This is a genomic window from Geotalea daltonii FRC-32, assembly GCF_000022265.1.
GTDB lineage: Bacteria > Desulfobacterota > Desulfuromonadia > Geobacterales > Geobacteraceae > Geotalea > Geotalea daltonii.
This window is the reverse complement of record NC_011979.1, coordinates 302,037-323,313: the sequence shown is the minus strand read 5'-3', so window position 1 is coordinate 323,313 and position 21,277 is coordinate 302,037. Positions and strand designations below refer to the sequence as shown.

At 55.4% G+C, this 21,277-nt stretch carries 17 protein-coding genes; 2 read left to right on the top strand and 15 right to left on the bottom strand.

The genetic code is table 11. The features are described from left to right. Nucleotides 1–27: 27 nt before the first annotated feature. Both GEOB_RS01290 and GEOB_RS01285 read right to left on the bottom strand, forming a co-directional pair. Nucleotides 28–492, bottom strand: coding sequence for a hypothetical protein (locus tag GEOB_RS01290; RefSeq protein WP_012645361.1), 465 nt, complete (start codon nt 490–492; stop codon nt 28–30). A 66-nt stretch (nt 493–558) separates the two neighbouring features. Then, nucleotides 559–2,763 carry an aldehyde ferredoxin oxidoreductase C-terminal domain-containing protein gene (locus GEOB_RS01285; RefSeq protein WP_012645360.1) on the bottom strand — a complete coding sequence of 735 codons (2,205 nt, stop codon included), beginning with the start codon at nt 2,761–2,763 and terminating at the stop codon, nt 559–561. A 202-nt stretch (nt 2,764–2,965) separates the two neighbouring features. On the opposite strand from GEOB_RS01285, the gene GEOB_RS01280 reads away from it, so the two are divergent. Beyond that, on the top strand, nt 2,966–4,141 hold the full coding sequence (locus GEOB_RS01280; protein ID WP_012645359.1) for a hypothetical protein: 1,176 nt from the start codon (nt 2,966–2,968) through the stop codon (nt 4,139–4,141). 4 nt (nt 4,142–4,145) lie between these two features. On the opposite strand, the gene GEOB_RS19155 is transcribed toward GEOB_RS01280, so the two are convergent. Then, on the bottom strand, nt 4,146–6,986 hold the full coding sequence (locus GEOB_RS19155) for a PAS domain S-box protein (RefSeq protein ID WP_012645358.1): 2,841 nt from the start codon (nt 6,984–6,986) through the stop codon (nt 4,146–4,148). Nucleotides 6,987–7,535: 549 nt separating this feature from the next. Here GEOB_RS19155 and GEOB_RS01270 point away from each other — a divergent pair. Then, the gene (locus GEOB_RS01270; RefSeq protein WP_012645357.1) at nt 7,536–8,246 is read left to right on the top strand and encodes a PilZ domain-containing protein; all 711 of its coding nucleotides are present in this window, start codon (nt 7,536–7,538) and stop codon (nt 8,244–8,246) included. A 90-nt stretch (nt 8,247–8,336) separates the two neighbouring features. Here the strand turns inward: GEOB_RS01270 and GEOB_RS01265 are convergent, their stop codons facing one another. The 12 genes from GEOB_RS01265 to GEOB_RS01210 all read right to left on the bottom strand — a co-directional run bounded on the left by GEOB_RS01265 (nt 8,337) and on the right by GEOB_RS01210 (nt 21,183). Beyond that, entirely contained in the window at nt 8,337–9,179 is an 843-nt protein-coding gene (locus tag GEOB_RS01265; protein ID WP_195892559.1) for a transposase, read from the bottom strand. Nucleotides 9,180–9,240: 61 nt separating this feature from the next. Next, on the bottom strand, nt 9,241–9,645 hold the full coding sequence (locus GEOB_RS01260) for a GNAT family N-acetyltransferase (protein WP_012645356.1): 405 nt from the start codon (nt 9,643–9,645) through the stop codon (nt 9,241–9,243). A gap of 434 nt (nt 9,646–10,079) precedes the next feature. Continuing rightward, complete coding sequence (locus tag GEOB_RS20545) at nt 10,080–10,211, bottom strand: hypothetical protein (protein ID WP_012645355.1); 132 nt, start codon at nt 10,209–10,211, stop codon at nt 10,080–10,082. Between the two features lie 186 nt (nt 10,212–10,397). Beyond that, a complete protein-coding gene (locus GEOB_RS01250; protein ID WP_012645354.1) occupies nt 10,398–11,231 on the bottom strand; it encodes an IclR family transcriptional regulator in 834 nt (277 codons plus the stop codon). A 118-nt stretch (nt 11,232–11,349) separates the two neighbouring features. After that, the gene (locus GEOB_RS01245; protein WP_012645353.1) at nt 11,350–13,332 is read right to left on the bottom strand and encodes a (Fe-S)-binding protein; all 1,983 of its coding nucleotides are present in this window, start codon (nt 13,330–13,332) and stop codon (nt 11,350–11,352) included. A gap of 36 nt (nt 13,333–13,368) precedes the next feature. Then, complete coding sequence (locus GEOB_RS01240; protein WP_012645352.1) at nt 13,369–14,718, bottom strand: FAD-binding protein; 1,350 nt, start codon at nt 14,716–14,718, stop codon at nt 13,369–13,371. Nucleotides 14,719–14,772: 54 nt separating this feature from the next. Beyond that, entirely contained in the window at nt 14,773–15,585 is an 813-nt protein-coding gene (locus tag GEOB_RS01235) for an electron transfer flavoprotein subunit beta/FixA family protein (RefSeq protein ID WP_012645351.1), read from the bottom strand. A gap of 191 nt (nt 15,586–15,776) precedes the next feature. Continuing rightward, complete coding sequence (locus GEOB_RS01230) at nt 15,777–15,965, bottom strand: hypothetical protein (protein WP_012645350.1); 189 nt, start codon at nt 15,963–15,965, stop codon at nt 15,777–15,779. A 145-nt stretch (nt 15,966–16,110) separates the two neighbouring features. Then, complete coding sequence (sucD, locus tag GEOB_RS01225; protein WP_012645349.1) at nt 16,111–16,983, bottom strand: succinate--CoA ligase subunit alpha; 873 nt, start codon at nt 16,981–16,983, stop codon at nt 16,111–16,113. 13 nt (nt 16,984–16,996) lie between these two features. Next, nucleotides 16,997–18,163 (bottom strand): ADP-forming succinate--CoA ligase subunit beta, encoded by a 1,167-nt coding sequence (sucC, locus tag GEOB_RS01220; protein WP_012645348.1) that lies wholly within the window; start codon nt 18,161–18,163, stop codon nt 16,997–16,999. A gap of 215 nt (nt 18,164–18,378) precedes the next feature. Beyond that, nucleotides 18,379–20,367 (bottom strand): heterodisulfide reductase-related iron-sulfur binding cluster, encoded by a 1,989-nt coding sequence (locus GEOB_RS01215; RefSeq protein WP_012645347.1) that lies wholly within the window; start codon nt 20,365–20,367, stop codon nt 18,379–18,381. 33 nt (nt 20,368–20,400) lie between these two features. After that, complete coding sequence (locus GEOB_RS01210; protein WP_012645346.1) at nt 20,401–21,183, bottom strand: enoyl-CoA hydratase/isomerase family protein; 783 nt, start codon at nt 21,181–21,183, stop codon at nt 20,401–20,403. Between the last annotated feature and the right edge of the window lie 94 nt (nt 21,184–21,277).

Below are 21,277 nucleotides of genomic sequence, written 5' to 3'. Positions count from 1 at the left end.
TTTTTCATCCTATCCAGTGAGCTTTGCCTATTTTACTTCCTTCAGCTCATTGATATCCTTTCTGGTCTGCTCCTTCGCATCCTTGACATCCTTCACCGTCTGCTCTTTTTTCTTTTTCAGTGCGTCGATCCGCTCCTGCTTCTTCTTTTTGGCAGCATCGATCTGCTCCTGCCGCTTTTTCTTCGACTCGGCAGATTTTTCATCCTGCTTCTTCTTGGCGTCCTTCAGCTCTGTTTCTTTCTTCTTCGCCTTATCGGTCAGCTCGGTCTTTTTGGCTTTCAGGTCCGCTTCTTGTTTCTTGGCCTTTTCCGCTGCCTCTGTCTGTTTTGCCTTCAGGTCCGCTTCTTTTTTGGCAGCTTGCTCTTTCAGCGCCTGTTCTTTTTTCATAATTGCATCAGTTGGAGAAAAATCGGCATTAATCTCCGCAGCAGAGGCAACCCCGGCAAAGGCCAGAAGGGCCAAACCGGCTGTAACGGCAACTATTTTCTTCATAAATCCTCCCTCTCAAAAAATTGATAACAGCAAACCGGGCATAGCTTACCATTTCAAGGACCATAGTCAAGCCGGCGCGACAATCTCGACAATCTCCTGCAGTCCGGCTATTTTTGCCTGGGTCTCGGCCGTCAGGTAGCTCCAGAGCCCCAGTTCCTGCAGAGTGTCGATGAAGGGGATGCCGGCACGGTTCCAGCCACGCTCCGCGTAATAAACATCAATCAGCCGCTGCAGCTCCTGCTTGCGGTAATCCATGAGGACTATACGCTTGCGGGACGTGGCCATGGCGGCCACTTCCTCACTGGATACGCCGAGTATACCGGCCACTTCGCCGTCATTGTAATCCCCTTCCCCTTCATAAAGGGCATCATCGGTAGGCCCGATGGCCCGGTCGGGAATCCAGTCGTACGCTCTGGTCTTGTCGCCGAAGCGCACCACGTTCATCACCCGCTGCAGGTTGATGTCCCGGTCGGTTTGGGCGAAAATTTCCTCCCAGCTCATGTCGGTGCCCAGCATGCTGTTGAAGAAGTCGGCATAGATTTCCTGGGATGCAGGATTGATATGGATGTCGGTATCGGTGCGCCTGGCCGACTCGGGATTGAAGACATCCACCCATGGGAGCTTGCACAGTCCCAGGTTGTCGTTCCCCAGCCTGACCCGCGGATAGGAAATCAAAGCCCAGGCCTTTTCTTCGAAAGTGGGAAAAGCGCCGAGCAGGTCGGCCTTGATCAGCCAGGCAGCGGCGTGGTGGGCGCCGATGTCGCTGGCGGCAGCGTAGGATCCCTGCATGGAGAGGGAACGATGGGTGCGGTAAAAGGAAAAGGGGAGGCCCTTGGTCTGCATGGCGAAGAGGTCCAGTTCACCCCTGACATCCCTGCCGGTTTTCGCCTTGCAACCGGCGGCGACCCAATCCACCAGGGGAAGCATCCCCCCTCCTGCCTGCTTGTACAGCTCACCCTGCCCGCGGGCCAGGCGGTGGATAAACTCCAGCGCTGCCCCCTCATTGCCCCAGGCAAGCTCAAGGCCATCGGCTGCGGCGCTGGTCAGGAACCCGCGCTGGAAGCACTCCATGACAAAGGCCAGGATGGTGGCGGTGCTGATGGTGTCGATGCCGTAATTATCGCAGTGCCAGTTGGCTTCCAGGATGAACTCGGGATTCCAGATGCCCAGGTTGGAGCCGAAGCCGGCGGCCGTCTCATACTCCGGGCCGTCAACCCAGACCCGACTCCCCTTGTGGGCTCCGGAAACCAACGTCACCCATCCCCCCTTGTTGCACTGCAGGTTGCATCCGGGAAAACAGCCATCCATGCCACGATGCTCGAAAAGATGCTCCTCGTAATGGGAGCCGCAGATCTGCGGCGCTCGCGGGTCGGAACCTGCCTGAAAATTGTTGACCGGGAGCGATTGATACTCATCCTTGCTCATGAAGGTGATCAGTCCGGCGCTCCCCTTGCGCGACATGCGCAGGGAAGTGGGATCCACCTCCTTGACCACCTGGTGCAGCCGTTTACCCGCATCCTTTGCCCGCTCCCAGTCTGCCGCCCCATAGGGGTTTTCACCCTGGGGGTAAGCAGCCAGCACGACTATGGCCCTGATGCCCTTGCCGCTCATCACCGAGCCGATGCCGGTACGCCCCGCCTGTTTGGTGCGGTATATGCCTCGCCCGTTCGGCGTCGGCTTGGTCATATCGAAATAATGGCTGTTGATGCAGCCGAAGGTGGTATGGTCGGCGCCGATACCGGTAGACATGAAGGCAATGTGGCGGCGGTCAATCCCCAGGCCGGTATAGCGTTCATCGATCATCCGCTCCAGATCGAAGGCCTCATCCAGATGGGCGATTTCTTCAACAGCCACCTGATGTTTCAGGCCATCGATGATGATCATCACGTCGCGCCCCGCCTTGCCGGTAACCTTGAGGGCATCGAAGCCCGCATATTTGAGGAAGGCGCCAAAATAGCCGCCAAAGTTGGAAACGCCGGGCACGCCGGTGATTGGGGAAAGGGAGACCGCCATGGCCTTGGCCGTGCCCGGAAACTGGGGAATACCCCCAAGAGGACCGTTGGCGAGAATCAACGGGTTTTCCGGATCAGTGGCCCTGGTGGTTGAAGTCACACTCTGGTGTAACAGGTACAAACCGAGGCCCCGGCCGCCAAGAAAGTAATCCCTGACGTGCTCATCAAGCATCGGCGCCTCAATGGCACGGGACGGGAGATCGATGGTAAGAATGCGGCCGGCATAGCCGTGGTTGAGCTTAGTTGCTTCGTAATGCATGGCTGTTTTCCTGCCTCTGGAAATATAGTCGGCGAATCAATGGGATGCACCGGCGAACACTGGATATATAGCATATCCCTCTTCCATGAGTCCATGTTTTTGCGGTCAGCCATGGATGGCAAAGTTGCTTTATGGTCGACAGCGGTAATAATTAGATCTGATTCATATTTCTGGATACAGCTCCCAGGGAGGAAGCTTTTCCATGTCGGCCGACCACCTGCCCCCTACGACGAGAAAAAGCGTATATAAATGCCATTTTATTATTCTGCTCCTCTGTTTCTTCATTTTGCCAACGGAAGCAATCGGCGAGATTGACCCGGAACGCCGGACCAACATGGAAGTGGGTTTTGCCGGGCCGCTGTACAACAACGGCCCATTGGGCGGTTACGGCATGGTGCTTTTCAACCGGCCCCATTTTCGCGACCAGGACACATACCTCCTGGCCATCCTTTCCCCGTATCTGTTCGCCGAGGTGATACGCGACAAGTGGCCGGCAGAGGGGCATGCCCTTGGCTTCAGCATCGGCGGCGGTTTTCTCATCAACGACTTCGACCAGGTCCGTGACGGCAGCTACGTGCGGCGTGAATCGTTCCGGGGACATGGTGCCGATACCGCCTTCTCCTATTACCTGCGGCCTCCCCCCATCGGTGGTGAATTGCCGGTTGACGGCATTTTGCGTTTCGCCTCCCGCTATGCAATCTACCAGCGCAGTGGGGACACCGATCCGGCTTATCTGCTGCCGGCTGACAGCTTCGTTCATTCGGTGAAGGTGGGGGTGCGAGTGGGTGGCGTTCCGCCTGAACTGTTGCCTGAAAAGGCACTGGAGGTCTCACTCTGGCATCAGGTTGATTATCGGGTAAAAACCGGCCTTCACGGACTGCCCGGGCAGCGGCAGGAGACTGAGCACCTGACCCAGCAAACCTGGGGAAGCCTTGGCGGCACCATGCCGCTGTGGCGGGAGCAGAGCGGATCGGTGATGATGAGCGCCGGCACTTCGGGCAGGACCGATGAGTTCTCCTGCTACCGCATGGGGAGTGGTCTCCGTTTTCAGGACGAAGTGCCTTTAATCCTGCATGGGTATTACTTCCGGGAGATCTTCGCCCGCAGCTTTTTCCTGCTCAACACTTCCTACAGGTTCGCTCCCATTCCCGCCATGGAGCGCCTCCAGCTGCAATTGAACTATGATTACGCCCTGATCGGCTATCTGCCCGGACATGACCTGCCGCGCAGCAGCCTTAATGGGCTTGGAGCGGATATCATCCTCCGGTTTCCGGATGATATCACCCTCGTCATGGGGTATGGTTACGGCGTCGATGGGCCGCGCCATGGCGGGTTCGGAGGGCATCAGATCAATGTGATGTTTGAATGGAAAATGTGACCGGCTAGTCCCTGTCCAATACCTCCCGCACCTTGGTCAACAACCGGTTGGGTGACAATGGTTTGGCAAGAAAGTTGAGGTTTTCTTCAGCAAGGTCGGCACTGTGCAGAATATCCCCGGTGTAGCCGCTGATGAAAATCACCTTCATGCCCGGCTTGAGTTTTTCGATCTCGGCATAGGCCTCTTTGCCGTTCTTCCTCGGCATCATCACGTCCATGATTATCAGGTCGATGTCGTCCCGTTTTTTTCTGAAGGATTCAACGCAGTCATGGCCATCCAGAGCCGTGACGACACTGTAGCCATAACCCTGCAGCACATCCTCCAGCAAAGCCTTTACTTCCGAGTTATCCTCGGCGACAAGAACCGTTTCCCCCCCCATTTTCGCCGGAAGAGTCGGTTTCTCCACTTTTTCATGGGGAGCCTGGCCGGTAAGGGGCAGATAAACCCGGAAGGTTGTGCCGCAGCCTTTTTTGCTTTCAACGGTTACATAACCGTTATGCTGCTTGACGATGCCGTAAACGATGGACAAACCCAGGCCGGTGCCGTTCCCCACAGGCTTGGTGGTAAAGAATGGCTCGAATATCTTGTCGCATGTATCTTCATCCATGCCCGAACCGGTATCGGACACCGACACCAGGGCATAGGTACCCGGATTGCCAAAGCCGTGACTCTGGAGGAAATCCTCGCCGATTCTTGTGGTTGCCGTGCCGATTATCAGCCTTCCTTTGCCCGACATGGCATCCCTGGCATTGGTGGCCAGATTCATCAATACCTGTTCGATCTGTCCTGCATCGGCGATGATGACCAGCGGCTCGTCGGCAGGGGAGGTGACAAGTTCGATATCTTCCCCGATGAGGCGAGAGAGGAATCCATTCACCTGTCTCACCACCTGATTCAGTTCCATGGCCTGGGGATTGCTCGGTGTTTTCCGACTGTACTCCAGCAGGCTTTGGGTCAGCCCCGCAGCCCTTTCCGCCGCCGTTATTATCTGCCGGATGTTTTGCATCAATGGATCGTTGCTGTGAATCTGCATCTGGGAAAGGTGACAGTAGCCGATTATTGCCGTCAGCATGTTATTGAAATCATGGGCTACCTTGCCGGTCAGGGTGCCGATTGCCTCCATTTTCTGGGCATGGCGGAGCTGCGCCTCCATTTTTCTTTCGCCGGTAATATCGCGAAAACTGGATACCCTGCCGACAATGGTATCGCCGATACGCTGGGGACGGCAGAACCTTTCGAAGACCCTCCCGTCCTTGAACTCAAGCAGGTCGTGAAAATCCCTGTCCGCATCACCCTCGAACTCTGCCCGGACCAGTTTGTCGTGGCCCTTCAACTGAGAGTAAATGTTGGCAATCAGCAGGTAGAAATCATCGGTTTCCAGGATATGGCCTGGTATTTTCAGCATCTGGACTAATTTCTGATTATAGCTGACGATCCGGCCATTCAGGTCGACAGCCAGGATGCCGTCGGCTGTTGCCTCCAGGGTGGCGGTGAGCCTGGAAAGTGCCTCGCTGTATTCATCTTCGCTCCGCTTTAAGGCAGTCACCTCTTCCACCGATTCGATCACCCCGGTGATATTGCCGGCATTGTCCTTAATGGGTGAAGAGACAATGCGAAAGTGGCGCGCCACACCCTTCCAGGGATTTGTCACCACTGCCTCGTGGATTCCTCCATCGGCCAGGGTTTTTACGGTGGGACAGTCCGGGCAGATGCTGTCGCGCGGCGGATTGTTGAACGTTTTGTAGCAAATTGGAGAATATTTCTCATCCAGCTCCGGATACCACTGGCGGCTCTGCCTGTTTGCCGAAATAATCTCCATTTTTGGACTGATCAGGGTGACGCCGACAGTAACATTGTCGGCAAGGGTCCGGTATTTCTCCTCGGATTTGGCCAGAGTTCCCAGCATCTCATTGCGACAGGTGATGTCTCGCAGAAAGGCGAAAAAACGCCCTCCCCCGGCCGGCAAGTAATTGGCGCTGACCTCCACATCGAATGAGCTGCCGTCCTTGCGCCGATGCCTGGTCTCAAAGCGAATCCTTCCCGGGTTCCTGATACTTTCCATGCGTGCCTTTATCTCTTCGGCCGTCAGGACGGCTTCCACGTCACCTATCTGCATGGCCAGCAGCTCTTGCCGGCTGTAGCCGGTCATCTGGCAGTAGGTATCGTTCACGTCGAGAAATCCGCCTTTTTCATCGGTGATCCAGAACCCATCCATGGCCGTACGCAAAATTGCCTGGTATTCCGCTTCAGCCCTTTTCTGCTCGGAGAGGTCACGGACAATCCCCATGTGCATCCAGGAATCTCCCACCCGTACCTTGCTGATGGAAATATCCAGGTGGCAGTGGGAGCCGTCCCGGCGCTTGCCTGTATATTCCCGGTTAATGGAAGTATCTTTAGAGATGGCGGCACCTATGCCCTCGCTCCCACCTGATCCACATGCCGATTCGAACAGCAGTTGCAGGTTGCAACCAAGGACTTCCTGCGCCAAGTAACCGAATATCTTTTCCGCAGCGGGATTGAATGAACGGATAGTCTTCTCTTCATCGAAAAGCACCACGCCGTCAACCACCTGGCCCAACACATTTTCTGCCAGCGCTTCCTGCATGAGAGCCATTTTTTTAAAGGGCTGGAAGATAAGCCAATAGATAAAAGGTGAGCAAAAGAGGGTTAACAGGGCCGCGTCGGTAATATTGGTAATTATGATGCTTCTTGACGGCAACAGATGGGAGAAAGAAAACATCAGCAGCATCTCTACGAAAAAGAGAACCAGCAGCAGGACGAGAATGGATCTGAGCGGCGATGGGGCGGGAAGGGTCAAAGTTCCCGGAGATATTTTGGCATTCATGGCGACAGCTTACCTCCACAGGCAGTGCTGTTTCAACGTAAAACTCATTAATTTATCGGCAACAAATGAGATTACTTGAATACCAAAAAGCGGAAGTCCCATACCACGACCTTGCCCCCTGCAACAGTCAGATATCCTGCCGGGATGACTGAGGGGGCGCAGAAACTCGATGAATCCAAGTGATTCCCCCCTCACCCTACCCCTATCCCTCATAGAGAGGGAACTTGGTATAAAGTCAAAGCGGAAGATCAATGCTAATAAATTCGCCTTTTAACTGACTTTTACTCTGAGAACGGAAAGGGATAAGCAGATGAAATGGGACTTCGGCAATATTAACAGTTTCTTCTCAGTGGCATGAACATGTGAAAAGGCGTGACAAAACGTTCAAGTTTCCAATCTTCTTACCGATACCATAGGAATATCTGTTATCAAACGCGGCAGAGTAGAAGGTGCTCCTCTGCTTTCGCAGCTGGCATAATGGCTGCAATAGCAGGCGGGGGAAAGCCGTTCATATTCCAAAACTGCAGGGTAATCAACGGAGTATCAAAGATGGAGTCACTCAAAGTCCTGGTCGTCTCAAGGGAGGGGGAAGCCATGGACGCTTATGGGCTGGCACTGGAACAGATCGGCGTGAATTATGACGTTGCTTCCTCGTTTCGCCACCTTTCATCCATGGTACGTAAAGAAGCATACAATGGCATGATTGTTGACATGCTGACCCTGGTTCGCGCCGGGAAAGACGAAAAGAGGATTGCCTATGAACTGATGAATTTTTTTCCCGCCACGCACGTCAAATGGGACACGCGGCATAAGTCGATCAGCCTTTCCCTGCTTGGGCAGATGTCCGAGACCGAATCAGTCGCAGCGCTCAGGACATTCATTGAAGAAAAATGCAGGCCATTCAGGTCGAGAAGATTGCGGATGTATCCCCGCAAAGAGCTGATTTTGAATATACTCTTGTCGCCGGACCCATCTTTCCCTGAAGGCCTGACGGAAAAAACATTTACCGTCAACGTCTCAAAAGGGGGCTGCTTCCTGCATACGGTAGGGCCCTTGGAAAACGGCCAAACGGTTTGGCTGAAAATTCACGAGTTTTCAGATCAGACTCCCATCAAGGCTGTCATATGCTGGAAGTTGGCTTGGGGAGAACAGCTGACTATTCCAGGTATAGGAGTCAAGGTTGAAGAGACAACCCCAATGCAAATGACGGAACTGTCAAAACTCCTGCAGAGTAAATGCCCCGGCGCCAGGGAAGGTTGACATTGATGGAGGCTCAAATCTGCCTTACCACCTTTGATCATTGTCATTGAAGTAAAGGGGACGGGGAAGTAAAGGGCGAAGTAAGGTTTGCTAGCACCCCAATACCCTTTCCCTTATCTCCGGTTTTTCCTCTACTATCTTCTCACCACGCCTTGCCGCCAGACACACTCCAGATCTCTTCATGTTAAGAACTGAACCTACCTCTGTCCCACTCTTGCCCAATTCTCGCACCGCAAAATAGCAGACCATTCCTCGCGCTTCTACTACCTGTGGCATGCGACCACTTCTCCTCAGCGAATCTGCTGTCAGGCCAAAGCTTTCGGCAACGCGTTCCAGTGACAAGCCTGAAGACAAGCGCTCATGCATGTTCTTTTCTTTTCTCAGGTATTCGACAAATTCACTGCTTCCTAGCACCCGCTCGTCGAAACTTTCCACTTGTTCTCTCGCAATGGTGTTTCCCCGACTGCGCCGCAACCCGCCGCCAATCAGGTCTGAACGCCGTCCCTGCCCTATGCCGTCTGCAACGAATTGTCGATATTTGCTCATTGCCGTTTTCTTGCGCTTGCCGAAATAAGCAAGAATCTCTTCCGTTTGCTCTCCTTCCAACTGCTGATTTCCAATGATTACGGCGTGACCGCTCCACGGATATCGGTCTAGCTCGGCCAGACTCTTTACGATCCGCGCCCGCAGCTGGTTCAGATGTATGTAACGAACCAGTTCGAGAAGGTATGGGTCTTCTTCACAAACTATCGATTTGTAGCGGTTCTGAAAAAGATGTCCGACACGGTTATGTCGTTTATTGAAGGTGATCGCATAGCCGGTCAATAGCCGTCTCATAAAATTTGGCAGGCCGCTATTGCCGGCACGGAGCAGAAGATGGAAATGGTTGGGGATAAGCGCCCATGCAAGACATTCGGTTCCGGTAGATTTCAACAAACCGACAAGCCGGTTAACAAATAGCTCACGATCCGTCTACACCGTTAATTTTGTCGGATTATGTTGTCAAGTACGTGACAAACATAGGAGTTTTTCCTGTGCCGATCTCGAATCCTAATCCTTGGTAGAATCCAACTTCTTTATCATATGCAATGAGTACTTTCCGAGCGTAGTCGTTATACTTGCTCAGAGCGAGGGAGGCGAGCTGTTTTCCGACGCCTTGGGATTGATACTCTGGACGCACAAGGAGATAGTGAAAGTAGGCTGTCATCACACCATCTGAAAGTGCATTTATGAGTCCGACCAAGGTGTCTCCATGCCAAGCTGAAATAACGCAGTCCGAGTTCTTCATGGCGATTTGCAACTTGTCTGGGTACTGTCCAGATGACCATTGGACAGAAAGAAAAAGGTCTTGTAATTGGCTCTGTTCAAAATCTTGTGTGTATTTGTACTCAATGTTCATAAACCCCTCCTGATTTTTGATTTGTCAGTTGGTTTAATGTTTCAACTAGTTATTGACCAGTTAGAGTAAGTTACTTATATAAGCAACCGGTTCCCTATATAAGGAGTTTGTAACCTATATAGGCAACCGCCATAGTTCCCTATATAGGCATCTTTTGACCATTCTGCCTGTTGTCCATTTGTTCCTTGTATAGGTAACCTGTTCCCTATATCGGTAATGCATTCTTTTCAATCCTTCAACATTCTCTCTTCCAACTCTGTGCCGCGAATTAGGCCATATTGGACAAGCCAGACCTTTCCCTGTGGGTCCCACCTGCCACCTGCTGTCTTCAAGTGCTTTCTCCGTATATGCGACGATTACGGGGACGACATCTTCATCATGATGCCGTGAGGAACGCTTGCCGGGGCTTTCCTCCACAATGATCTCGACGGTCTTTAAACGAATCCCTCGCTTTTCATCGTACTGATACCGATGCAAAGGAGCGATTCGCCATATTTCTCCACAAGACGCTTCGTACCCTTCTGCCCCGGTTTCAGGTGCGTCTGCGTTTTCATATCTTTGAGCATGGAGATTACCCCCTAAAGAATTCAGGAATATTGGCCGCGCTGTACGTATTGACACCGTCTTCACAGGGTCAGAGCTTGTGGCTGTTATACCACGTCCGACTATTAAAATGAATTTGTTTGTATAGACTTATCAGGAAGGAACTACTGTGTGTGAAAAGGATAAATGGAGCTCTGGGGGCGCAGTGATCAGCCCTGCGCCCTTCCCAGAAGTACCGGATGGATTTCCTCGGCCTGGCCGCCGCAGTAGCCCAGCTTGGCGGAGATTTCCCCGGCGCCTTTCATGACCAGCGGAATGAAGGTGCTTTCCATGAGCTTTGTGGAAAGCCTTTGGGACGGGCCAAGCAGGGTGACCGCGCCGATGATCCTGGACATGTAATCGCGGATGGGGGCTGCGACACTGACCACGCCGATGTCCAGCTCCTCATTCTCGATGGCATAGCCCTGACTGGCCACTTCCCGCAGGTGCCTCTTCAATTGCTCGGGAATGATGATGGTGTTTTCGGTATGGGGCTGTAGCTGATTTTCGCTGAGATACTTCTTGAGGATGTCGTCGGCAAAATAGGCGATCTGGGATTTGCCTGCCGCAGTGCAATAGGCAGGAAGCCGCACACCGATGCGGGGGATGACCCGCAGTGGATGATCGCACTCCACCACGTCCAGGTTGACGCTGCAGAAGTCTTTCATTACCGAGACGCAGACGGTCTCATTACATTCCTTGACCAGTTCCTCGATGATTTCCCTGGAGTTGTTAAGTCGTCCCCGCTGGCGGATCACCGTCTGTCCCAACTCTACCGTCTTGAAACCCAGGCGGTATTTTTCCGTGTGGGAATCATGTTCCACGTAATGGCGCGACTGCAGGGTTGCCAGCAATCGGAAGACATTGTTCTTTGTCAGCTGCAGATTTTGGCTGAGATCGGTGAGGCCCATCTCGGACACATCGCCGTGGAACTGTTCGAGGAGATCGAAGGCGTTGGACACTGAGCGAATGGTATAATTCTTTTTTTTCACATTCTTGGCCATGGTCATATCCCTCTATCCATTTTTGCCTGAGGATGGATAACTCATGGATGGTCTTTTTTTTCGTTTGATTGAGGCCACCGGGCAAGGCGCAGCAGAGGCTGTGCCACAGGTGTCCCTGCTATGCATTCGGTCTCAGGCTTTCGGCCATGACCTCTGCAATATCCTTCACCCTTACCTGGTTTGCCCCCTCGTCCTTCAGGCCGTCCTCCAGCATGGTCATGCAGTATGGACAACTGACGCAAAGGGTGTCCGGTTGCTGTTGCAGGGCTTCCTTGACCCGCTCAAGATTGATCCTGGTGCCGGTCTGCTCTTCCATCCACATGCGCCCGCCACCGGCGCCGCAGCAGAAGGCACTTTCCCGATTGCGGCCGAATTCTCCCGGAGCTTGGCCGGTGGCGGCGGCGATAACCTGACGGGGCGCCTCGAAGGTGTCATTGTGGCGACCCAGGTAACAGGAGTCGTGGAATACCACCTTGCCCATATTTGCTGCTTTGGCGGCCTTCAGTTTTCCGTCCCGGACCAACTGCGCTATGAGCTGGCTGTGGTGCAGCACTTCCACCTCAAGCCCATACTGCCGATAGTCGTTTTTCAGGGTGCTAAAGCAGTGGGGGCACTGGGTGACAATCTTCGTTACCCCCCGTTCCTTGAAGGTAGCCACATTCTCGCTGGCCATCCTGTCAAAGACGAACTCATTGCCGAGACGCCGCACACTGTCGCCGCAACATTTTTCGTCCTTGCCCAGGATGCCCCAGGTGACCCCGGCTGCGTCGAGCAGTGTCGCCAGAGCTACTGTGACGTGCTTGTTGCGGCTGTCAAAGGCGCCGGCACAGCCGACAAAGAAAAGATATTCGGTTTCACCCGCTTTGAAGGGGCGTTCACCCAGCTGGGTGCTCCATTTGGTCCGCTCGGACGGTGCAATGCCCCAGGGGTTGCTGCGCTGCTCCATATTTTCGAAAAGGTTGAGCAGTTCCTCGGGAAACTTCGCCTTCTCTTCCACCAGGTGGCGGCGCATCTTGACGATTTTCGGCATATGCTCGATGAGCACCGGACAGACCGAGAGACAGGCCCCGCATGTGGTACACGACCAGAGGGCTTCCTCGGAGATGGTTCCCTCCCCGGCCTCGCCTATCAAAGGAGTTTTGCCTTGCTGCGCCTCTTTCAGGGCAGAAGCATTGCCGAAAAGGTTCAGCTTGATATCGTGGACGATGCGCCTGGGATTGAGGGGCTTGCCGGTGTTATGGGCCGGGCAGAGATCCTGGCAGCGGCCGCATTCGGTACAGGTCATGCTGTCGAAGAGATCTTTCCAGGTGAATTGCTCCACTTGGCTGACCCCGTAACGTTCACCTTTTTTGAAGGTCTCCCGCGGCTGGACATTGGGCTTTTCCAGGCTGCGGAAATAGCAGTTGGGGATGGCGGTGAGAATGTGCATATGCTTGCTGCGCGGTAACAGGTTGAGGAAAACCAGCAGCACTACCGCATGCACCCACCAGGCTGCGCCGGCCACACTCTCCAGGGCCGAAGGGGGAAGACCGACGAGCAGGCTGCCGAAGAAGGCCGATACCGGCTGCCAGATCCCATCTCCCCCTTGAACGAGCTTTGCTCCATTCATGAAGAAGAAGGCCAGCATCAGGGTGGCGATCATGGCCAGGATCAGCAGCGCTTCACCGCTTCTCGCCTTGGTGTAATCATTCTCCAGGTAGGCCGGAGCGAAAAATAACCGGCGAATAAAGGCCACAGCCACGCACGCCAGGGCAACCAGCGACACCAGATCGAAGATCAGCTCCAGAACGTGGTAGAGGGGGGCGGGCAGAGCCGACAGACTTATCCCGGGAAAGAGCCCTTCCAGCAGGAACTCCACGTTGGCAACGAGCAGGAACATGAATGCCCAGAAAAGAAAGAAATGATTGACCCCATAGGGGCGAGCCAGCACCCTTTTCTGTCCGAAAGCATAGGCAAAGGTGCCTGCCAACCTGGACAAGGGGTTATCTAAGCGCTCTTCGGCGCTGCCGACGGCGACCAGCTGCAGCCTTTGATAGCAGCTGTAGATGAAGGTGAGGCTGGCAACGATGAAGAGCGGTATGAATATTGTGGTGTTTGACATGGTAACCTCGCTAAATCTCTTCCGGTAACAGGGAAATCAGACGGCGACCCGCTCGGGCTCTGTACCGCCGCGCTGGGACTTCATACTGCGCACTCTGCCGATCAATGCCGGGACAACCTGGAACAGATCGCCGACGATGCCGTAGGTGGCAATCTGGAAAATGGGAGCCTCGGGGTCGCGATTGATGGCGATGATCACATCGGAATCCTGCATGCCGACCATGTGCTGGATGGCACCGGAGATGCCGCAGGCAATATAGATCTTCGGCCTCACCGTCTTGCCGGTCTGCCCAACCTGGCGGCCGTGGGGCATCCAGCCAGCATCTACTGCGCTACGCGAAGCGCCCACCACCCCGCCGAGTTCGTCAGCCAGTTGCTGGAGCATGGAGAAGTTTTCCTTGTTCATCAGGCCGCGACCGCCGGAAACGATGATCTCGGCAGCAGCCACATCCACCTGATCCTTGCCGTCCTTGTCATTCAGGACCTCGATGACCTTGACCAGCACATCCTCTTCCCGGGGTGCAAATGTCTCGCGGACAACCCTGCCGATCCTGCCTTCCTTCCGTTCCGGCATCTGCATCACGTGTGGACGGACGGTGGCCATCTGCGGTCTGAACTTGTCGCACATGATGGTGGCCATGATGTTGCCGCCGAAAGCCGGCCTGGTCTGCATCAGGTTCCGCTTGTCGTCGATGCCGAGCCCGGTGCAGTCTGCAGTCAGGCCGGTCTTGACCACGGTCGCCACCGCCCCTGCCAGGTCGCGCCCCTGTCCGGTCGCTCCCATGAGAATCACTTCCGGCCGGTGCTTCTCCACCAAATGGCAGATGGCATCGGCATAGGGCTGGGTGCGGTAGTTGGCATAGACCGGTGAATCGAGCAGAATGGCCTGATCGGCACCGTAGGCGAAGGCTTCGCCGCAGATATGTCCCACATGATCACCAATAACCACCGCAGAAAGTTCAACACCGAGGGTCTTTGCCAGGCCGGCCCCTGTCCCCAGGAGTTCCCATGAAACCTTGGCCGCTTCTCCATCGTATTGCTCGATGAAAACCCAGACGCCCCGGTAACGTGCCAGCATTTCCCTGAGCTGCTTCTCCTCGTCACTGATCTCTTCACCGGCGGGCCCATGCTCCTTATCCCACTGCTTGAGCAGCTCCAGATCCTCCGGCGAATAGAACATCTCCAGGGCGGAGGCAGGGCAGACCTTGATGCACTTTTCGCAGCCGATGCATTTCTCGGCAAGAACCGCAGGTTCGCCTCCGTCGCTCATCTCTATGGAGTTTACCGGGCAGGAGCTTTCGCACCGGGCGCCACAGGCAATGCATTTGCCCTCGACGACCCGCGCCTTGCCCCGTGGTTTCTTCATCGGTTTCTTTGCCTCAGTCATTTGCCGACTCCTCCTTTGCTGTTCCCCTCACTCCTCACTCCTCACTCCTCACTCTCAGACCGCCAGCATGTCCTTGTCCACCATCTTGTCGATGAGCAGATTCGCCGTTCCCACCGGATCGTTTATCCCATCGCCGATGATCTCCCCCTGGTCCCGTTCCGGGGAGAAGATCTTGCTTACCCAGGTGGGAGAGCCCTTGAGGCCGACAGTGGTTGCATCCAGCTTGAGGATCGAGTTGTCCCAGACCTTGACTTCAGTCTCCTGGGCCATGAGCCGCATGGGAACAGTCGGGTAACGGGGACGATTCAGCTCTCGGACCACGGTGATCATCACCGGCAGGGGAGCTTCCACGATCTCGTGGCGCCCTTCCAGCTTGCGCCGCACCCGGATTTTTTTCTTCACCAGGTCCAGACTCTCGATGCGATCGACCAGCGTCAGCTGGGTAAAGCCGAGACGGGTGGCGATGCCGGGCCCGACCTGGGCTGTGTCGCCATCGATGGTTTGCTTGCCGCAGAAGACGATGCCCACCTCTTCCTGGTCATTGAGCCGTTCGATGGCCGCAGAAAGAACCTTGCTGGTGGCCAGGGTATCAGCTCCGCCAAAGGCGCGGTCGGAAAGGAGAATAGCTTCATCGACTCCCAGGGCGGCTGCCTTTCTCAGGGTAGCCTCGGTGTTTGGCGGTCCCATGGAGAGCGCCACGGCACGAAGACCAAAACGATCCTTGAGATTGAGACTCTCTTCCAGGGCATGGGTATCGTAAGGGTTGATGATGAAGGGAATCCCCTCCCGGACCAGAGTATTGGTCACCGGATCGATTTTTACCTGGGTAGTATCAGGCACCTGTTTGATGCAGGAGATGACAAGCATGTGGCTACTCCTAGTCTGGTATTGAACAGCGTCGCCCGAGCAGTCACGGAGCCGCTAATGACCGGGCATGATTTTAAAAACCAAACAACGTTATGTGTAAATTCGTACCATAATACTATTTTATAAGCAAGAAAAAGTTTTCCTGCTTTTCTGCATATTTCCCTGACCGGATTTTGCTGCAAATTGCCATCTCATCCTGCGGTTTCCGCCCTTTCCCCTCTCAAACCGTTTTCCATCAACAGTGCTGTTAAAGCTTCTCTGATGCACTCGGACATGCTTGTTCTCTTTTGCCCGCAGACGATCATCAAGTCTTCCCATTCATCATCGCTCAACCGTGCCGACACACATTTGTACCGCGGATTTTCCTTATAAAGACCCATTTTAAGTACCTCCTTTACCTGCGAGCCACTGGCCACCCCGCAAGGGATGGCCAATGACCCTGTTACAGCAGCAAAACAATGCAGTCCTCACCCCGAAAAACGGCATTTCCTCGGCAATGCTGTAACAAACTATCTGTCTTCTCAATTACTTCGGTTTATAAACCTTCAGCAGTGCCTGGGCCATATCTGCCGGGCTGGCCGCTACGGCGATACCGCAGTCTTCCAGTACTGCCACCTTCTCGGCTGCCGTACCCTTGCCGCCGGAAATGATGGCCCCCGCATGCCCCATACGTTTGCCCGGCGGAGCGGTAACACCGGCGATGTAGGCGGCAACCGGTTTGGTCATATGCTCCTTGACGAAGTAGGCTCCTTCTTCCTCGGAGGTGCCGCCGATTTCGCCGATCATGATCACCGCCTCGGTGCCCGGATCCTCTTCGAACATCTTCAGCACATCCAGATGGCTGGAGCCATTGACCGGATCGCCGCCGATACCGACGCAGGTGGACTGGCCAAGCCCCACATTGGTCAGCTGCCAGACAGCCTCGTAGGTGAGGGTGCCGCTGCGGGAAACGACGCCGATCTTACCGGGCTTGTGAATGTAGCCTGGCATGATGCCGATCTTGCACTGGCCGGGGGTAATGACGCCAGGGCAGTTTGGCCCTACCAGCCTGGTCCTTTTCCCCTGCATGTACTGCTTGACCTTGACCATGTCCAGCACCGGGATACCTTCGGTGATGCAGCAGACCAGATCTATGCCGGCATCGACCGCTTCCATGATTGCGTCTGCGGCAAATGGCGGCGGTACGTAGATCACCGAAGCGGTTGCACCGGTTTTGTAGACGGCTTCTTTAACCGTGTCGAATACGGGAAAGCCTTCGATGGTGGTCCCGCCTTTGCCGGGGGTGACTCCCCCGACCATCTGGGTGCCGTAATCCCTGGCGCCGTTGGCGTGAAAGAGTCCGGTTGCACCGAGCCCCTGGGTGATTACCTTGGTGTTTTTATCGATAAGTATGCTCATTGCTCTCCCCCCCTCAGGCAGCTGCCACGGCCTGGACGATTTTATTTGCGGCGTCGGCCATGCCGTCGGCGGCGATGATATTCAGACCACTGGCGGAAAGGATTTCTTTGCCTTTGTCCACATTGGTACCTTCCAGACGAACGACCAGCGGCACCTTGAGGGAAACCTGCTTGGCGGCCTCGATAACCCCGGTGGCAATGACATCGCATTTCATGATGCCGCCGAAGATGTTGACCAGGATGCCTTTGACGTTCTTGTCGGAAAGGATGATCTTGAAGGCTTCGGTAACGCGCTCGATGGTCGCCCCGCCCCCAACGTCCAGGAAGTTGGCCGGATTGCCGCCGGAATGCTTGATAATGTCCATGGTGGCCATGGCCAGACCGGCGCCGTTGACCAGGCAGCCGATGTTGCCGGCCAGGGAGACATAGGAGAGGTCGTGCTGTGATGCTTCCACCTCGTTGGGGTCTTCTTCGTCATAATCCCGCATATCGCCGATCTTGGGATGCCTGAAGACGGCGTTGTCGTCGAAGCCGAACTTGGCATCAAGACAGAGCAGGTCCCCTTCCTTGGTCACGACCAGGGGGTTGATCTCCAACAGAGAGCAGTCGCAGCCGATAAAGGTTTCGTAGAGCCCCTGCAGCAGCTTGACCGCCTTGTTGGTCAGCTTGCCGGTAAGTCCCAGACTGAAGGCCAGATTGCGGCACTGGAAGGGGGTAAGTCCCACCAGCGGGGCGATGGCCTCGCGGAAGATTTTCTCTGGTGTCTTGGCGGCAACCTCTTCGATGTCCATTCCCCCTTCGGTGGAGGCCATGACCGTCACCTTGGAGGTAGCACGATCCACCAGAAGGCTGATGTACAGTTCAGTACCGATATTGCAGCCGTTTTCCACCAGGACCCGGGTAACCACCTTCCCTTCCGGTCCGGTCTGGTGGGTGCGCAGGATCATGCCGAGCATGTCCCGGGCGGTGTTTCGTACCTCGTCGGCGGTGCGGGCCAGCTTGACACCGCCCCCCTTGCCACGGCCACCTGCATGGATCTGGGCCTTGACTACCCAGGGTCCCTCACTCAGCCGCTTCGCCCATTCACGGGCGCTGGCGCCGTTGTAGCAGACGTGCCCATCCGGAACGGGCACCCCGAATTCCCTCAGTATTGCCTTTGCCTGATACTCATGTATATTCATGCAATCCTCTCCCCGCGAGTAAAACTCGCATCATCAGCGGCATCCCGCTTTTAATCATTACAGTAGGACCAGTAACCAGCATGGCGATCTTTCATGGCGGAATGTGCAACAGGACGTGAGCACAATGGCACACGGTACCGCCAATCTTAAGAAACTGCTTCACATATTCCCGCATGGACATGATACCCTCCGTCCTTCACGACAACTGCTTCATTTCACAGGGTCAGCCGTTCCAGTAGTATCTCGCCGATATCCCGCGGTACCAGCTGCCCTTCCAGCTCTGCCCCTTTGATACCGTCCTCGAACATGGTCATGCAGAAGGGACAGTTGGATACCAGCATTCCTGCTCCGGTCCCGGCTGCCATTTTCGCCCTGCTGACGCTGATCCGGCTCCCCAGTTTCTCCTCGGCCATGATCCGTCCGCCACCGGCGCCGCAGCAGAAACTCTCGGCGCCGCTTTTGTCCATTTCCCGGATGGTGCCGCCTGCCGCCGATATGAGCGCCCGCGGTTCCTTATACAGGTCGTTGTAACGGCCGATATAGCATGAGTCATGGTAGGTGCAGTCGAAGGTTTCTGCTTTGAGCTTCAGTTTGCCCTCTTCCACCAGCCGATTGAGGAAGACGGTGTAATGCTCGGTCTCCACATCGAAGCCCAAATCCCGATAGTCCTTGGCCAGGGTGTTGAAGCAGTGGGGACAGGCGGTTACCACCTTTTTCACCCCATAGCCCTTGATAGTCTCGATGTTTTCGGCGGCCATGGACTGGTACAGGTATTCATTGCCCATCTTGCGCATGGGTTCACCACAGCACTTCTCTTCTTTGCCGAGAATGCCCACCTTGATGCCGGCAGCGGCGCAGAGATGAATAAAGCTGGTGGCGATCTTGATATTGCGCTTGTCGAAGGAGGCGTAGCAGCCGACGAAATAGAGAATATCCACGTCGGCATCTTCGGCCATCTTTTTAACCGGCAGCCCTTCGGCCCAGTCGCCCCTGGAAGCCATGGCCATCCCCAGGGGGTTGCCGTTGACTTCGGTGTTGTCCATGGCGGCCATGACTTCTTCGCCGGGGAATTCACCTTCCATGAGCACCATGTTGCGACGCATGTCGACTACCTTGCCCACGTGCTCTATGGCGGCAGGACAGATCTCCTGACAGGCGCGGCAGGTGGTGCAGGACCAGAGGGCATCCTTGCTCACCGTTTCGATAAGGTTGGCTTCCGGGTTGGTGCAAGCCACTTCTCCCAGCTGATTGATGACTTTCATGGGGGAAAGGGGCTTGTCAGTGTTGTGGGCTGGGCAGCGGTCCTGGCAGCGCTTGCATTTGGTGCAGGCATCGGTGTCGAAGATGTCTTTCCAGGTGAGGTCTTTAAGGTTGGCGGTGCCGAAGCTTTCGGCATCACCTTCCATATCCAGGGTCACCAGCGCCCCCTTGGGACCAAGGTCGGCAAAGAAGTAATTGGCGGCGGTGGTGAAAATGTGCCGGAATTTGGTAAAGGGGATGGCGCAGATGAAACCGATGACCAGGAAGAAATGGACCCACCACAGCCCCTGGTGCAGGGCACGCAGGGATGGTTCACCCATGCCGGCAAGCGCTTTGGCGATCATTAGTCCCACCGGCGACCATGCCGCCAGGGCCGGGTCGTTGGGCAGCTCGTTGACGGCCATCCGCGCCCCTTCGATGACAAAGCCGGTGATGAGGATGGCAAAGAGCAGTCCGTGCATGATGGCGTCGTCGCGGCTGGTTTCAAGCCCTTTGGGGCGCACCAGGTAACGGCGGACAAAGAGACCGGCCAGCATGACGACGGCGGCAAGACCGGCCAGATCCAGCGCCAGGGAAAAGAGTTTGTAGAACTCACCGTCCAGGAACCTGAAGCCAAAGAGGAGGTCGGTGAAATCGGCCTGGAGGGCCACGAGTATGGTGCCGACAAAGAGGACGAAGAAGCCCCAGAAGAAAAGACCGTGGGCATAACCGGGTCCCTTGACCATCAGCACCCGGCTCTGCAGAAAGACATTCTTCAGGAGATTGGCGATGCGCTCGCCCCTGTTGCCGAATCGATCCAGGGGTTTTCCCTGACGATAGATATCAAGCCGCTTCAGGCCGCTTTTGACCAAAAGTCCCAGGGCAACAAAAGTAAAGAGGTACATGGGCAACAGTACAAGTGCCCCATGGCCTATATTCCAGTATAATTCGCGTGTCGCTTCCATAGCTTTTCCCCAATTAGTTCCTGTCTATGCTGCTCATCTGCCGGAAAACACCGGCTTTCTCTTCTCAAGAAACGCCCGCATCCCTTCCCTTTGGTCTGCAGTAGAGAAAAGTGCGCCGAAGTGAACCGATTCGTAATTCATTCCGTCTGCTTCTGCCATATCCAGGCCGCTTTTGACGGCATCCTTGGCATGGGCCACACCGAGCTGACCGTTGGCCGCTATTTTGGCGGCAGTTTCCATGGCCTTGGCAACCAGTTCCCCGCCCGGAAACACTGCATTGACAACGCCCCAGTCCTTTGCCTCGGCTGCGGTGAGCATCCTGCCGGTGAAGATCAGCTCGTTGGCACGGCTGCGGCCGATGAGCCGGGCGAGCTTTTGGGTGCCACCAAATCCGGGGATGATGCCAAGCGTCACCTCAGGAAGGCCAAGCTTGGCATTTTCCGAGGCATAGGCAAAGTCGCAGGCCAGTACCATCTCCAGCCCGCCACCCAAGGCAAAGCCGTTGACGGCTGCTATGACCGGCTTGGCCAGCCGGCCGATCAGGTTGACCAGCTGCTGCCCCTTCCGGGAGAATTCCTGTGCCTGCATGGCGGACAGATCAGCCATTTCCGCGATGTCTGCCCCTGCAACAAAGGCCTTCTCACCGCTGCCGGTAAGGACTATCGCCCTGACACCCTCATCCTGGCCCAGTGAGCTAAAGGCAGCGAGCAGTTCATCCAGCACGGCGCTGTTCAGGCTGTTGAGCACCGTTGGCCGGTTGACTGTCAGGGCCGCTACTGCGCCATGTTTTTCAATAAGCAGATTTCTGTATTCCATGAATTCCCCCGTAGGGGCGATCCTTGTGATCGCCCTAGGTTTATCCGATCATGATCGCCTTGGGATTGGGCGAATGTAACCCGCCTTGGTTCGG